We start from the raw sequence: 16,697 nt of genomic DNA on the forward strand, positions 1-16,697 counted from the left end.
ATAAACTGAACTCTTTTTTTATGGTACCCTAAATAAATATTTATGGTTTTTTCTTATATAGAAAATAAATATCAACTGATCTTTCATCAATTGTATTAATGATCGTATCAGTAAGAATTAATTTATAATTTTCCAATAAAAAAGGATTTCTTTTTAAACTATACGGCGTATCAATAGGATCCATTTTATCATAATACCCATTACTAGGTATGTATTGCTGTATGATAACAAAATCCGTTTTTTTATCTTTTAAATATTGTAATTGTTCGTCTCTTAATTGAGGATAAAATTTATGAGAAAGATTAGGAGTAACAAAATACTTAATATTAGGCACTATATTACATGTAGTAAAAAGATTATTTGCCAGACCAAATCCTAAATTTAGTAAAGTAGGATTATTTTCTTTCATAATTTCCTTTTTTAACCTCATGGTCATTAAAGCTTTTCGGTCATAATTTTGATCCGTTAATATCCATTCTTCTACGCGCGTATTATCAAGTCCTGAAATCCCCGCACAGGTAAATACGAATATCAACATAGTAAAAAATAATGTTTTACTTGAATTTAAATAAAATGAGCCAAAATATCTTTGGAATATAGTTCCAACATATATAAATCCTATAAATCCGAATATTAAAAAAGGTATAGGATAATAATATTGAAATTTCCCCATAAATATAGCTGTATATAAAATAATTCCGGAAAATACTATACCTACTTTAGCAAATATATTTTTAAGATATTTAAATGGAAATAAAAATATTCCCATAAAAGCAAGTAAAAATAAACACGTGGGTTCTAAAAATAAATAAAGTATTCTTGCCAATAACCTTAAAACAATATCCTTTGGAGTTCCTAATTTTGCATAAGCACCATTTAACTCAATGTATATTTTATATGCTTCTTCTAAGCAATTATGTGTATAAAGATATCCTATAATTGGTATACTAATGAATAAAGACCCTAAAATAAAAGCTAAAATATTATGTAAAAGGTTTTTGTATTCCTTATGATATAAAATATTAATAAATATCGCTGAAAGAGGAAAAATCCAAAATGCTATAAGATTTAATTTTGTAAATAAAACAGCTGTTATTAACAGACCATTAATAAACATATATAAGGGTTTGTGAATAGGATTGCCTGATTTAAAATATTTTAAAAATAAATATAAGGTAACCCCTTCCATACATAAAATAAATTCTTCAGCAGACCCTCCCGCTTTCATAATCTTAATTAAAAAAATAAAGAATGCGGTGGTAATAACAAAAGAAATGAATTTACCTAAAAATAATCTAGCACTTGAATATAAAGATAATGCTAAAATAAACCAGGAGGCTAATTCAATTAAAAACATTCCGAAGAAATTTTCATTGGAAATTATATATCCGGCTGCATAAATAAAAAATATAAAAGGCCCCTTATGATCAAAAATTTCTGTATATAATGCCCTACCATTTACCATTCCCTTTGCAACATTAAAATATATGTTAGGATCTGCCCATTCATTAGTAATATAAAGAGGGGACATCTTTGAGCAAATGAATAAAACACTTAATACATATATAAATAGTAAAAAGTAAATATTTCTTTCAGAAGTTTTTTCCATTTTATAAAAATTAAATATTTTATTTAAACCTTATTCTTAATAACTAGATTTTCAATGAGCTCTGCAGCTTTTTTATTTCCTCCGGCTTCAATGAAAGATTCTTGAATTTCTTTTGCTGCTTTTTTATATTTATCATTATATAATAATTCGTCAACCGCATGATCTATATCCATAATTCTCATGCGTTTGTATTTTAACCGTATACCGCATCCGTATTGTTCAATTAAAGTGGCGGTATGAGATTGGTCAAAAGCTATAGGTATTATGAGCATTGGAATACCATTCATATAAGTATCACAAACGGTATTCAATCCTCCATGACCAATTACTACATCAATATGCTTTAAAAGCTCAAGCTGTGGCACATAACTTTGTACAATAAAATTATCCGGCCATTTTTCTATAATAGAAGGGTCTGTTGCCGCAACAACAGTTACGTTTTTATCTTTAAGAGCCTCAATCATTTTAGTGAAAAACTCTTTTCTGATATCTACTAAGACAGTACCTAAAGATATATATATTTTAGGATTATTATCTTTATTTAATCTGTCCCAATCAAAAGGAGTATTATCCGGGCGACCGGTTAAAGCTCCGATAAATTTCATATAAGAAGGATATTCTCCATCATTATATCCTGCAAATTTTTGAGAGGTATAAAACATATTAACTTCTTTAGAAGAAATTAATTCTTCATCACCCGTTATACCTAAAGATTTTTGCAAATTTATGATGGAATCATGCACCCATTGAGTCACTTTTGGTGCTGTCCCCGGATCATGAAGTGTATTTGGGGTAACAGGAGTGATCGTAGCCAATGGAATTTTTTTAACATGAGCTACAAATGCTCCCGCAAATGTAATACAGTCATTGATAATAACTTCCGGTTTATAAGTATCTACTAACTTAGAAAGCTCGGCATACATTATTCTGGCAAAAGGAATATAAGTACCCTGAAGACCCAATTTTAATGCTTCTAAAGCAGGTAATTTAGCCCCTCTGTCTTGTAGTTTAATAATATCTTGTATTTCTTCTTTATTTTCTTGATATGATTCTTTTAATATAAAAAAAGTACCGCCTGCGGGTATAGTTTCAGGTTTTATTTCGGTTAATCCGGCCCATGCAACTTCATGACCGTTTTCTAATAAAGTTCTACCTATACTTAGACTGGGATTGATATGCCCAAAAAAAGGAGGGACAACAAATAAGAATTTTGACATAATGTTTAATTTTTTACTAATGTTTGTAAATAGTCTGCTCCTTTACTCACTCCTCCTGCTTTTTCAAATGAACTTTGAATCATTTTTGCATTTTCACTAAATGATTTCTGATTTAATAGTGATTCAACAGCTTCTTTTAGATGAGAAGTTTTAAAACGATTAAAATTTAAACGTATACCTGCACCACTATCTGTAACGCAACTGGATACAAAAGATTGGTCGTAAGCAATGGGAATAACTACTAAAGGAATACCGTAAGACAGAGATTCACAGACCGTATTATTTCCTCCATGACATACCACTGCTTGCATCTGTTGAATTATTTCAAGTTGGGGTATGTTCTTTTGAATAATAAAATTATCTGGAATATTTTCAAATAAGTCAGGATCGGATACTACAATAACAGTAATATTTTCTCCTTCAAAAGCCTCAACAACTTTACTGAAAAATTGTTTCTTTTGTGTATGATCAAATGTGGTTCCTATACTTACTAAAATTTTGGGACGATCTTGACCCATTTTTTCTAGTTTTTCCCAATCAAAATCAATTTTTTGAGCGCGTGGTGATAATACAGGTCCTATAAATTTGTAATTGGATGGCAAATCGGTTTCACCGAAAAATTCTCTTGAGGTGTATACCAAAGTTAATAATTGAGAACAATCAAGGCGATTATATCCGGAAACACCGTATTTATTTTGAAAAGCTATAACCTGTTCACCTTCCCATTCATGAATTTTTGGAAACGAAGGATTAACTTTAATTGATGCTGGTGCAGTAACGGAAGTAGCATAAGGAATATTTTTTTTGAATGAAGCAACAGCCCCGGCAAAAATTTGATGATCGGAAATCACCACATCCGGTTTATATTCATCTAATGCATTTTCAATCCCATTCATCATTAATGAATTCATGGGAGTGAGAACTTCTTCATATAAAAATTTAAGACTGTCAATTCCGTATACTTTCTTTTTTTGAAGCTCTTGAGCATGTTCAAAAAGCTTTTTTTTTGCCATTTCATCCATTTCTAAAGGAAGAACAACTAATTGGCCTTTTTCAGGCAATTGAGCTTTTAAATTAGCATCTAAACTATACCAGGTAACTTCATGGTTTCTTTTTAAAAGTTCATTGCCAAGGCTTAATGTTGGATTAATATGACCAGTAAGGGGAGGAACTATGAAAGTAAATTTTGCCATCTAGTAATTAATTTATTAAGTAAAAAATTCACTCAGTTTTTCGTTAATCCATTCAGGGTTTTGAATTGGAATGTTATGATCTCCTGTTCCTGAAAATAAGGTTGAATCAGGAATATAGGTATTTAATAACTTCCCATCCGGTAAACAATCCGATTCATTCCCATAAAGTAATAACGTTTTATTTTTTATGAGACTCATATTTTTTTCTGTTGAAAAATTCTTATCCTTTATTAAATCTTGAGGCATCGAAGTTTCATGAAGTAGAAAATCAAATAATTTTTTACTTTTTTCAAGCTGTTTGTTATTAGGAGTAATATTTGTTGAAATACTATAATTTTTCATATAGTGTTCGATATACTCATTACCATATTTTTCAAGAATTTGCTCTGTATCTCCATTTTTATCTGTAATAGGAGAATCGATAATAGCAAGTTTTTTTATTTTATCCTGATGATGAATTGCAGTATATAAAGCTATTAAACCACCAAAACTATAGCCTACAAGATCAACTTTCGATAAATTTAAATGATTCAAAAGATCCAACAAATCATTAGAAAGAGTTTCTAAATCATATCCATTATCAATTTTGCCGCTAAGGCCGTGGCTACGTAAATCATACATAACCACGTGATATTTTTTAGCAAGTTCCGGAGCTATATTAAAATAAAATATGGATAAATTGGTAAACATACCATGAACCATTACAATTGTTTCGGAAGCTTCCGGATTGAGTTCTAAGATGTGAGTTTTTCTGTTATTTATCTGAATTATTGGCATCTACAATATAATTAACAACATCGTTGATTGATAAATTGATTAATTGATCCATATCCATACCTGATAACCATCCATTAAAATCTATATTGTCACCATAGGTAGCTTTTACTTTCTCCGCAAATGAAACAATTTCAATACTGTCCATTTCCAAATCTCTGGTAAAAACACTTTCCGGCTCAATAGTTAATTCTTCCGCTACGTCTTCGCCAATTACTTCAGTAATAAATTTTTTAAGTGATTCAAAAATAGTTTCTTTTTGTTTTTCTATAGAGTCCATCCGATTATGAATTTATTATTATGTTTAATTGTTTTTATTATAGTTTCATTGATAGTTAAATTTTCACCATCAATAGATGTTACTTCATATTGCTTAGGATTTCCGTTTAATCCAACACCAAGCATTTTTCCATAGGCTTCTTTAGCCACCCAAAAACGAGTGCTCCATTCTGCAATATTTTCTTTTGATTTAATAAGAGTAAGTTCTTTATCTGTGAATGCAATATCTAAAAAGCCTTTGTCACGTTCCTCAATGGTTTCTATATCAATCCCTACCGGCTTATTAGATACCATACTTACCGTATTGCTTCCTTTATGAGCAATTGAAATTTCTAATGACTTAGTTTCCGGAACCCCGTGTATGGATGGCTTATTTTTTTCGTCGTGCTGAATAGAAAATTCAATAGGGAAATATTTTATACCATTTTGTTTATTGATGTAATCTCTAACACTATCCTTTACACATACACGACTGATTAAGAAATCTTTTTTCTTATTTAACATTAAAGAATCATATCGACGTTTTTCTTCAGTGTTTAAATATATATGCATCAAGAAATCTTGATTTACAGCTTTTTTATATCGGTCATCGAAGAAATAAACATTCGGTGCTATTTCATTTGCCAAAATATGATCCGCCGGACTCATATTCGTATTCCATAGTCTGGTGTCAAAACCTTCAAATATTTGATTTTTCCAATTTTTAATTATACACCAAATTTTTCCGTCGCGTTTCATGATAATATCGGCAGTTGCCAATTTATCTACATAGGAGGTAGGAAGACAAATACATTCAAAAATTCCTTCTTGATCTTCTACATCTTGATAGAAATTAATTTCTTCAATTTTTACCGGAAAACTAACTTTAGATTCTCCCTCTAACATCAATTGAAGATATAAGCCATAAAGTTGACCAATAGTATCCATTAAAGAACCTTTACCAAAGGATTTCTTAACAATGGCTCTTAATCCTTTTTTAGAAATGTTTGTAACTTCTAAAATACCTTGATATCCGGGACCATGGAACATATGATCTTTATAAATAATTTCCGGAGTAGGGAGAGCTACCGCATTTTCTCCAAAATCAATATTTTCAAGATAAGCAGGGTCTACACTTGGATATGCATCGCCTAAAGTTACATCTCCATTTGCGAAATTTTTGATTTTTAAAGAAACTACATTTTCAGTTTTCCAAGTTCCTTCAATGGTATGTTGGAAAGGTTTATATACTTTCATCCATTGGAAAACACTTACAGGTCCCAAACGAAGAACTTTTTTATTTAAGTTTTGTTTATGAGCCGCTTCTATTAACAACTCAAAAGTCATGGTCATAGGTATAACCGGACACATATCTTCAACAACTTTCCAATTTTTAGGTTGTCTGAATAAAGAATGATCTATTATATAAGGATAATTCTTTAAGTCGATATCTAATTTTTCTTCAAAAGAACTTCCAACTTTTATCTCTTGAGTAACCGTATTTGGAATAATTGGTTGAGGAGCATATTCTTTTAAGGGTACAAAATCAGTAACTAAATAATCAGAATTTGATGCAAATGCTTTTCTTGTTTCAACCATTTCAGTAAATTCCTTTTGCATGAGAATAAGTTCTTGGGTATACTCATTCATCGCTTGAATAACCGGATGATTGGATTTAATGAAAAGAGAATTTATAGAATCTGATTCGGTAGTTTGAATTTTATATTTATTGGATAATTCCTGTAATAAAGGAAAGTTTTTTACTAAAGATTGGTTTTCAGTAACTTGAATTTCTTCGATAGAAGAAGTTTCTTTATTTTTAAGACCTATGAAAGAAGTATTAATTTCTTTACCTTCAATGAATAATAAAGAAAGTACCCTTCTCAATTGTTCCAAAGTTGAAAGTTTAGGAACTGTAGCCGATATTGCAGCATATTCTTTATTTTTAAGAATATCATCCACAAAACCAATTAAACTTCCACTTCCTATTTGTATAAAAAATCTAACATTTTCTTTTTCATATAATTTTTCAATTAATTCACGAAAAAGAACGGCTTGAGTTAGATGTTGCATGGTTAATTCTTTGAAAGATTCAAAATCATGCGGGTAAACATCTAGGGTAGTGGCCGACCAAACCGGAATGTCATTTTTTTCAATCTTAATGTAATTAAGATCGTCCAGTAAATAAAGCTTCTTTTTTAGGAATGGTGAATGAAAGCCGGATTTAAAATCTAAAACTTGATAAAATATACTTTTAGATTTTAAGATTTGTATTAATTGATCTTTTGCTGTTTCTGTTCCACACAAAAGAACTTGGTTGGGACAATTATCATTGGACAGGTAAAGATCCTGGATTCCATCTAAAATGGGATTTACTGTTTCTGTACCGGCACCTAAGGCGATAAAATACACATCGTCCATATTGTATTTTTCCGGATCCATTGAATTTAATAAATTTTCAACGGATTCATCAGAAACCAGACCACCTGATTTTGCTGCGAACCATTCTCCTAAACTATGTCCTGCAGTTAAATCGGGTATTATACCCATTTTTTTTAACGCTCCGTCTATAATTTCACCTCCGTGAAATTGTTTAAAAGACTGGTCAAGTAATAAATTACCTGTAATTCTTTCTTTAGGTATTTTATACCCAAAATATTTTGCAATACTTTCTACTTCCGGATTAGATGAAGGATCGAATCCCGGAAATAAGAAAGCTATTTTTTCATTTTTTCTTAAAAGAGGTTTGTTTGAGAACCAAATATCTTGTCTTCCTTTCCAGGGCTTATCTTTTGAAATTAATTTTTTAGCTTTTTCAATACGATCCGATGTCGGATTAAAAAGAACTAATCGATAAGTACCGTTTGGATCAGATAAGGAAAAATCTCTTTTATCTAAAGCTTCAATTAACGCCTCTTTAGATGAAGCGGAAATAGCAATCGCTTCGTTGTCAAAAACCGGAATTGAAGAGTTGTTTTCCTCGGTATGACTATGTGCTTGTAAAACAACGTGTGCACTCATACCGTCAATACCAAATGCGCTAACACCTGCATGCAACGGAATTTCTTTTTCATTCCAATCGATTATTTCAGTAACAGGTGAAATTTGTGTATTTTTTAGTGAATTATTAGGATTTTCACAATTCAGAGTTACAGGAATTTTCTTATTATATAAAGAAAGTGCAGTTTTAATTAAACCGGCCATACCTGACGCAGAAAGAGTATGTCCGATATTGGATTTTACCGATCCGATTAAAACTTTTCCATCCTTGAATAGTTCAGAAAGCACATCAATCTCAATTTTATCATCGCTTTTAATAGCTGTGCCGTTAGCCTCTATATATCCGATATTTTCAGCCTTAACTTTTGCATTTTTCCAAGCCTCCTGAATAGCAGTTTTTTGTCCGTTTGAAAAATTATTTCTATTGGAAGCAATTCCCACCCCTTTAATTACAGCATAGATACGATCATTATCGGAAAGAGCTTTACTTAATTTTTTTAGTACAATAAATCCGGCTCCTTCGCTTAATAAAATACCGTCAGCGTCTTCATTAAAAGGTTTAATTTCTTGTTTATGAGATAATAAACCCGAGTTTGAAAACATACTCCAATAAGGAGAATTTTGGCTAAATTGCATACCTCCGGCGATTGCAATTTCGACCTTATTAGCAAGTAATTCCTGTATTGATTGTTCTACGGCAAGTAAAGAACTTACTTCGGATGCATCGATGGTATAGGCAGTTCCTTCAGTATTAAAATGAGAGGAAACTATTCCCGCAATTGACTTTGTCGTATGTTCAAGTTGTAATTTATTTTCTTGAGCCCCTTTATCCTTTTGAAAAGCCTCTTTAACTTTTTCAATGTCTTGATCGGAAATGGACGGAAGTATATTTTTAATGGCTAAAGCAAGTTGCTCACTGGTACGAACAATATCGATCCATTTTAAGTCATTGGAACTAATGTAATTTTCTTTTCCGATTATAATTGAAGATTTCTTTAAAGAAATATTTTTTTCAAATACAGAAGCATCCTCTAATGCTTGATAGACTAATTTTATTACTAAAAGCTGAGTAGGGTCTAAATGCTGTACCTGTTCCGATGTTATTCCTATTTTAGATGGATCAATTGTAATAGGAGGAATAAATCCTCCTTTATTACAATAAATATGATCTAATTTATTTAAATTATTTTTAAAGTAGATTGAATCAATTTTTTCTTCAGGAACCTCGGTTATGGAAGAAGTTCCTTTCAATAAATTGTTCCAAAAATCATTGATATTATTTGCTCCTGGAAGGAAACAAGACATTCCTACAATTGCAATATCTGTATCTTTCATAGTTATACTCAGATTCCGAAAAATTGTTTAACTCCTTGATCACTTCCTCCCATAATTAAAACTTGGTTATCATTACCATATTTTAATTCGTTAACGAATTCACGAGCTCCTTGTTTTAAAGGAATCATAGCAACACCTCTTTTATTAAATTCATTTTCCAAAGAGCTGGATACCATTCCTGCTCCTTTCCAAGGTCCCCAATTAATAGCTAAAACTCTGGCGTTGGTTTTTCCTTGGATAGCCCACGAAGTCATGTCAAACACGCTGTTGGCTGCAGCATAATCAGTTTGTCCTCTGTTACCGTATACAGAAGCGATGCTGCTGAAGAAAATAATGAATTTAATATCACTATGAAGTTCGTCTAACAGTACGTGTAAAGGATTTATTTTAGTAGAATAAACTTGTTCGAATGCTTCTAGGGTTTTATGTGTAAATAACTTATCAACTAAAAGTCCTGCTGCATGAATGCATCCGTCAATTCTACCGTATTGTTTGTACGTATCTTTTATAAATTTCCTTAGTCCTTTTTCATCTGTTACATCTAAAGAAACATATGTTACTTTAGATCCTGATTTTTCAATTTGGGCTATGGTTTGTATAATTTGATTGGTTTTATCAATTTTTTGAGCTTTCTTCTCTATTTCAGTAGGAGTTTTCATTTGCTCTTCATTGATAAGATATTTACGGATTTCATTTTTATCTTTTAATGAAATGTATTTTTTATCTTCCTCAGTAGGTTTAGCGGAACGTCCTACCAAAATATAATGACAAGGATATTCAGATGAAAGTTGATTAGTTAATTCAGCGGTAATTCCTTGAGCACCTCCTAAAACAAGTACTACAGATTCTTGATCCAGGTCTAATTTAGAACTTCCATTTACAGCAAGAGCTTCAGGTACTAAATTAAGACGAAAACGTTCGGTATCTTTATAAATGACTTCAGCAGAAATGTCTTTTGCTTGTATTTCATTTAAAACAATTTCCGTTAAATTTTTAGAAGTAAATACAGTATTAGATATAATGGCTCTACAATTTATTTTAGAATATTCACGAGCTAAACTTTTGATTAATCCCGGAAAACCTTGAATTTTCTTTAATTCTTTGATATCTTTTTTACCTTCTAAATCACCCATCAGATCACTGAAGCTATAGATCCATTGAATACGATCCATATCAGCACTTTTTATAAGAGTAAAAGCATCTTTAATAGTATAATGCTTAGATGATTCTGAAACCTCTAGAATAAGAAGACCATCGTAGTTTGAAAGATTTGTGTTACTTTCTGAAATGATATCTACTGTAGCTCCTTTTGCTTCTAAAGCTTTTTTAAGATCTTTAGCCATAGATTTTCCATCATCAGTAATTGCAAATTTTTTGCCTTCTATTTCTATTTTATCTGATCCATTAATTGGATATTTTTCAAGTTCAAAACGAGTTCTTAAAAGAGGTTCGTCTTTAGCTGAATCAAGGTTTTTTTCTAATTCTGAAATTGATTCTGCATCAAAAGATATTTCATTTACAGCCGGTGAAGCTGCAATTTGATTGTATGTTTTTTCTGAAGAATCCCCATTTGCTAAATCTTCAATCCATCCGATAACCCCGTTTAATGTTTTTATAGAGGCCATTTTTTCGATAGCATCTTCAGATTCCTCAAAATCAGAAGTAATATTTAATCTTTCTCGTAATGCTCCAATTATTTCCATTCTTTTAATGGAATCGATACTTAAATCAGCTTCTAAATCTAAATCCAAACCTAACATATCAATTGGATATCCGGTTTTTTCACTTACGGTATTAAGGAGAGCATCTTTAATCACTTCCAAAGAAAGGGCTTCTTTCTTAGCACTTGGAGTTGCTGCAGGTAATATATTTGTAGCTACAGTAACTTCTTGTGATACGGGTTGATCTGATTTTACTAATTCTTCAACCCATCCGATAACCCCGCTAAGTGTTTTAATAGAAGCCATTTTTTCGATAGCATCTTCAGATTCTTCAAAATCAGCATTGATTTTTAATTTTTCTTTTAAAGCTCCAATGATTTCCATTCTTTTAATGGAATCTATACTTAAGTCAGCTTCCAGATCCATGTCTAAACCTAGCATATCAATAGGATATCCTGTTTTTTCACTTACTGTATCAAGCAAAGTGTCTTTGATTACTTGAATTGATAAAGCAGGAGCTGAACTTTGAGCAACCGTATGTACCGGTACGGCGACTTGAGCCGGAACAACTACCGTTGGTTGAGGAGTAGCAATTTGATTGCTTTGAGTAGGCACTTGAATAGTTGTTGTTGCTTGAGGAGCAGCAATAGTTGTTGGATTTTGACCAAAGTATCCTAACATGACGTCTCTTTGGTTTTGTATCATAGATCTCATGTTTCCTAAATATTCAAGGATAACATGATCCGCTTGAGTAAGATTGTTATTCATGGTATAAGTATCGGAAATAGCTCCAAAATTTAAATTTATCGGTTTGCTAATTGGAAGTGCTCCGTTGGGAGGAAGACTTCCTACGGAAGGAATAGCATAATGGCCATTGATAAGCCAGTTTGTAGCTCTCTTTTTATATTTTTCCGGATCATCAAAATTTATTGTAGTAATTTTTCTACCTTCAAATAATTTCTCAAGATTTATATTTCTTCCGGTAGCTATATATTTAGCTAATGCATTAAGTAAAAAGGTAATTCCTTCTTTTTCTTTTTCTTCGGTTTGAATTGTAGTAATTTCTTGAGCACCTAATGTAGATTGAACAAGATTTATGAGAACTTTACCCGGACCGGTTTCAATGAATACTCGCGCACCTTCTGCATACATATTCGTAACCTCTTTGGTAAAGTATACTGGATTAATTAAATGCTCAGCTAAACGATTTTTAATTTCTTCAGGTTTGGAAGGGTATAATTCTGCAGTTGTATTAGACCATATGGACAACGTCGGAGAAGTAAAATCAACAGAAGAAAGCTCTTTCAAATATAAATCTTTAGATTTATTCAATAGTGGACTGTGGAAAGCACAATCTACGGCCAATTCTCTGTAAGTGATTTTCTTATCCGTAAGTTTCTTCATAAACTCACTCATTGCAGCAGTAGAACCGGCAAGAATGGTTTGTTTGTTAGAATTGAAGTTAACGGCCCAAACTTCTTTTTCTCCTTCAAGTAATGATTTTATTTCTACTTCCGGTAGATTTAATGCAATCATTTTACCCTTATCTTGTCCAACAGCATCTAAAATTGCAAGGGCTCTTTTTCTACTTAAAGAAACTAATTCTTCAGGTTTGAATACTCCTGCAAAACAAAGCGCAGGAAGTTCTCCATAGCTGTGTCCTGCAACCATATCCGGTTCAATTTCTAAAGATCGTAAAAAACTAGCGATCGCATAATCAACGATACCTAACGATGGTTGTGCATTTTGAGTTTTCGTGATCGTAGTTTGCTGTAATTTCTTACTTTCATCATCAAAAACTGCATGAGGGAATAATATTTTTTCAACCTCTTTATTTTGAATTAATAAGGATCTCATAGCAGGAAATGCCACAAAAAGATCACGAGCCATATTAATTCTTTGACTTCCTTGTCCTGAAAATAAAAAGGCAACTTTACCTTCCTTAGGATCCCTTAGATAAATCCCCGCTTCTGCTTTATTGGAAAGAAGAGATTCAATTTTATCTTTTAATTCAATAGTATTGGAAGCTACTATAGAAGCTTGAATATCTTTATTGTTATCAGTTGCTAAACTATAAGCTATATCTTTTAAGTTTAGAGAACTGTTTATTTCAATTAAATTTTTAACTTTTTGAGCAATTTGTTTGGCTTCTTGTAAGTTATCCCCTTTGAAAACAAATAATTCGGAAGGCCAAGAAGTTAAGCTGCTTGTCGTAGGAATTTCTGATTTATAATTTTCCATAACAACATGGAAATTGGTTCCACCAAAACCAAACGCACTTACACCGGATATTCTTCTTTCACTGCTCCAGATTCCCGCTTTAGTATTGAATTTAAACGGACTGCTTTCTTTGTTATAAAAAGCATTCGGATTAGTTAAATTGATGGTCGGCGGTTGAATACCGTAATAGGTTGCTAAAGCCGTTTTAATTAATCCGGCCATACCGGCAGCACATTTAGTATGTCCGATTTGAGTTTTTACAGACCCTAAATGAGTTTGTCCCACTAAAGCTCCGGACTCTAAAAACATTTCAGTCAATGCGCTTAATTCCGTTTTATCACCTACAACAGTTCCTGTTCCATGAGCTTCAATTAATTCAACTTCTGAAGGTAAAACACCTGCATGTTTATAGGCTCTTTGTAGAGCTTTCATCTGACCTCTTTTATTTGGAGCGGTCATACCTAAGCTTTTACCGTCACTGCTGGCACCTGTTCCTCTTATTACGGCATAGATTCTGTCTCCATCGCGTTCTGCATCTTCCAATCTTTTTACCACAATCATTCCAATTCCTTCTCCTAAAGCAATTCCATCAGAATTAGCATCGAAGGAAGCACATTTTCCTTTTCTTGATAAGGCATGTGTTGCAGAGAACATTAAAAAGTCATTTAAACCATTATGTAAATCTGCTCCTCCTATGATGGCAATGTCTGTTCTGTAATTTTGTAATTCTTGGCATCCAATATCTACTGCTGCAAGAGATGCACCACAGGCAGCATCAACAGTATAGTTGGTACCCCCTAAATTTAACCTGTTGGTAATTCTACCGGCCACCACATTGGATAAAACCCCCGGGAAGGAATCTTCATTAAGTTTAGGAAGCATATTTTTAAGTTCCTCAGGAAGATCTCCGAAAACTTGTTTAGCATATCCTCTAAACCCGTAACTTGAAGCTAATTCGGTTGCTCCTTCAGCACCGATGATAACAGATGTATTTTCTCCATCGAAAGTTTTCATGTCATAACCGGCATCTTCCAATGCTCTTTTAGCCACTAAAAGGCTTAATAACTGCACCGGTTCTATAGAAGCTAATGATTGAGGAGGGATACCAAATTCTAACGGATCAAAATCTATGGTTGGTATAAAACCACCCCACTTAGAGGAAACGAAATCAGTATCTCTGGTGTCGGGGTTATAGAAAAGTTCTTTATTCCATCGGTCATCAGGAACTTCGGTAACACAATCTTTACCGGACAAAATATTTTTCCAGTATTCCTCTAACGTTTGGGCTTGAGGAAAAATACCTGCCATACCTACAATTGCCAATTTAGAACCACTAGGTTCTTTAGTTGGTTCTGTAAGATTTTCTAATTTTGAAAGAACTTTATTGTTTTCTATTGCTACGTCTTTGTGGAGTTCTTTTATGGTAGTTGAATTGCCTCTTAATGCACCAACCTGTCCAATCATAAATACCCCTTTATTTAACTGGTCTTCATTGGATAGTTTGATAAGTTCTTTACCCTGTCTTTCAATTCCTTTTGCAGCAATTCTTTGACGTCCCAAGTTCATTTCTTCAAGTTTCAACCAAACTTCTTTGGAATCCAAACCTTCTGCAAATAATCGTTGTTTTTCTTGATCGAATAATTTGGTAAAAGGGGTAGGTAGAGCTCTGGTTTCTTGACCTGGAGCCGCTTCTAGTAAAACGGTTTTATCATGTGCTACGGATTGTTTTTGATATTCATCTGAGATAGCACCCGTTTCAACAGCTTCTTTTGTAAATAAGTAAGAAGTTCCCATTAATATACCAATTTTAGCTCCTTTAGCTGCTAAGGATGCAGACATAATAGAGATAAATGCGGAAGAAAATGCATCATGAATTCCTCCTGCAAAGAATATATTTAATGTACTTGGTTGGTCGTCTTTTAATAAACGATAGATTTGTTTTTCCCAAAGAACCATACTTGGTAAAGGACCAACATGTCCACCGCTTTCTCTTCCTTCAAAAATGAAATTTCTGGCACCTTCTTTTAAGAACATGTCCAGTAATGATACAGATGGTACATGTAAAAATGCTTTGATACCTTCTTTTTCATAGGGTTTAGCTAATGAAGGTCTTCCACCTGCAATGATAATAAAAGGAGGTTTATTTTCGAGGATGTATTTCATTTGCTCTTCGCGCAATGGTGCCGGAGCAAAACCTAAGATACCTACTCCCCAAGCTTTATCTTTTAATAGAGCATGTGTTTTTTCAACAGCATCTTTAGCTGCTTGTCCAATCATCAAGCTCATTGCTATAAATGGAACCCCACCTTCATTGGCAATTTTTTCAGCAAATTCAGGTACGTCACTAACTCGGGCCATAGGACCTTGAGCTATTGGAAATCTGGTTCCTAATTCTTTCGCAAGAGGGCTATTCTCTCCGATTATATTTAAATTTTTAGCTTGCAATAAATGCCCATAGGCGGCTTCTTGAAAAGCTATAATTAAATTTTCAAGCTTTTTGTATCGTTCTACAAAATCCACGGATAAGCAAATATCTTGCCCCATAGGAATTATATTTTGAGAAAGATCCAGTCCGCCTAGAAAAGGTAAAATATCTTCATATTTTGCTTGTATTGGTAATACCGGTGAATTTTTTCTAAGTAAGATTCTGAAATTGTCGATAATAACAGTTTCGCTTCCACTCAGCTTGTTAAAAATATTTTTTAAATCTTTAGATATACTACATTCTGGAAAAAGAGCGATTTGACTATCAAGTATGATACCTTGTGCCCCCATTGCTAAGGCAGCAGCAGAGGTATGAATACCCATTCCACCTTGTATGTAAATTTTAGCTTTTAATTTTTTGTGCTTGTTTTTAATTCCTTGAAAAAGAACGTATGAGGATTCATAAGCCACTTTCCCTGCTCCTTCATTTCCTTTTAATATAATAGATTCTACCCCTTTTTTGATGGCTTCTTCTGCTTCATCCAGGGAGTGAACTTGATGAAAAATTTCTATATTTTTTTTAACAGAAATTTTAAAATTAAAAGGAATAAATATTTTTGTTACATTTTCAGGAAGTGTAAGGTCAGCCATTGATTCCGACACAAAACATACACCAAATGATTCTCTTGTTTTTTCAGAAAGTTCATTTAAACTTTGAATAGCTTTGTTTTTATCTCTTCCTAAATGTAGGATTGGAAAAGCCCCGGTTTTAATAGTTTTTAAGGCTAGATCAACGTCAGGTAATTCAAAAGGAGAAAGAACAAATAACTCTTTTTTTTCTTGCATGGCTTAAAAAAATTGTATTTAGTAAATATTTAACTTATCAATGTTTTTTACTACTTAAGATAATCTAGGATCATATAGTATTAACTAAACATATTCCCCGTATTATTAAAAGGAGAAATCGAATCGCAAATATAATCAAAAAAAAATAATTTTAACATTT

At 32.4% G+C, this 16,697-nt stretch carries 7 protein-coding genes; all 7 read right to left on the reverse strand.

Annotated features, from left to right (window positions below):
- Positions 1 to 40: 40 nt before the first annotated feature.
- From GFV01_RS06940 to GFV01_RS06970, 7 genes are read right to left on the reverse strand one after another with little or no spacing between them, the layout of a single operon-like run.
- Positions 41 to 1,609 carry a hypothetical protein gene (locus GFV01_RS06940; RefSeq protein ID WP_160565847.1) on the reverse strand — a complete coding sequence of 523 codons (1,569 nt, stop codon included), beginning with the start codon at positions 1,607 to 1,609 and terminating at the stop codon, positions 41 to 43.
- Positions 1,610 to 1,632: 23 nt separating this feature from the next.
- The gene (locus GFV01_RS10185; RefSeq protein WP_160565850.1) at positions 1,633 to 2,826 is read right to left on the reverse strand and encodes a glycosyltransferase; all 1,194 of its coding nucleotides are present in this window, start codon (positions 2,824 to 2,826) and stop codon (positions 1,633 to 1,635) included.
- Positions 2,827 to 2,831: 5 nt separating this feature from the next.
- A complete protein-coding gene (locus GFV01_RS10190; RefSeq protein ID WP_160542461.1) occupies positions 2,832 to 4,019 on the reverse strand; it encodes a glycosyltransferase in 1,188 nt (395 codons plus the stop codon).
- A 15-nt stretch (positions 4,020 to 4,034) separates the two neighbouring features.
- On the reverse strand, positions 4,035 to 4,796 hold the full coding sequence (locus GFV01_RS06955) for an alpha/beta fold hydrolase (RefSeq protein WP_160542460.1): 762 nt from the start codon (positions 4,794 to 4,796) through the stop codon (positions 4,035 to 4,037).
- The gene (locus tag GFV01_RS06960) at positions 4,774 to 5,073 is read right to left on the reverse strand and encodes an acyl carrier protein (RefSeq protein ID WP_105296282.1); all 300 of its coding nucleotides are present in this window, start codon (positions 5,071 to 5,073) and stop codon (positions 4,774 to 4,776) included. The genes GFV01_RS06955 and GFV01_RS06960 overlap by 23 nt, the downstream gene beginning before the upstream one ends.
- On the reverse strand, positions 5,061 to 9,386 hold the full coding sequence (locus tag GFV01_RS06965; protein WP_160565853.1) for a type I polyketide synthase: 4,326 nt from the start codon (positions 9,384 to 9,386) through the stop codon (positions 5,061 to 5,063). The genes GFV01_RS06960 and GFV01_RS06965 overlap by 13 nt, the downstream gene beginning before the upstream one ends.
- A gap of 8 nt (positions 9,387 to 9,394) precedes the next feature.
- Positions 9,395 to 16,537 carry a type I polyketide synthase gene (locus GFV01_RS06970; protein WP_160565856.1) on the reverse strand — a complete coding sequence of 2,381 codons (7,143 nt, stop codon included), beginning with the start codon at positions 16,535 to 16,537 and terminating at the stop codon, positions 9,395 to 9,397.
- Between the last annotated feature and the right edge of the window lie 160 nt (positions 16,538 to 16,697).

The organism is Apibacter sp. B2912 (genome assembly GCF_009827835.1).
Classification (GTDB): Bacteria; Bacteroidota; Bacteroidia; order Flavobacteriales; family Weeksellaceae; genus Apibacter.

Bases quoted from the DNA above. Each gene is read 5' to 3' on its own strand.
- GFV01_RS06960 (WP_105296282.1), bottom strand. From the start codon at position 5,073: ATGGACTCTATAGAAAAACAAAAAGAAACTATTTTTGAATCACTTAAA.
- GFV01_RS10190 (WP_160542461.1), bottom strand. From the start codon at position 4,019: ATGGCAAAATTTACTTTCATAGTTCCTCCCCTTACTGGTCATATTAAT.
- GFV01_RS06970 (WP_160565856.1), bottom strand. From the start codon at position 16,537: ATGCAAGAAAAAAAAGAGTTATTTGTTCTTTCTCCTTTTGAATTACCT.
- GFV01_RS06965 (WP_160565853.1), bottom strand. From the start codon at position 9,386: ATGAAAGATACAGATATTGCAATTGTAGGAATGTCTTGTTTCCTTCCA.
- GFV01_RS10185 (WP_160565850.1), bottom strand. From the start codon at position 2,826: ATGTCAAAATTCTTATTTGTTGTCCCTCCTTTTTTTGGGCATATCAAT.
- GFV01_RS06955 (WP_160542460.1), bottom strand. From the start codon at position 4,796: ATGCCAATAATTCAGATAAATAACAGAAAAACTCACATCTTAGAACTC.
- GFV01_RS06940 (WP_160565847.1), bottom strand. From the start codon at position 1,609: ATGGAAAAAACTTCTGAAAGAAATATTTACTTTTTACTATTTATATAT.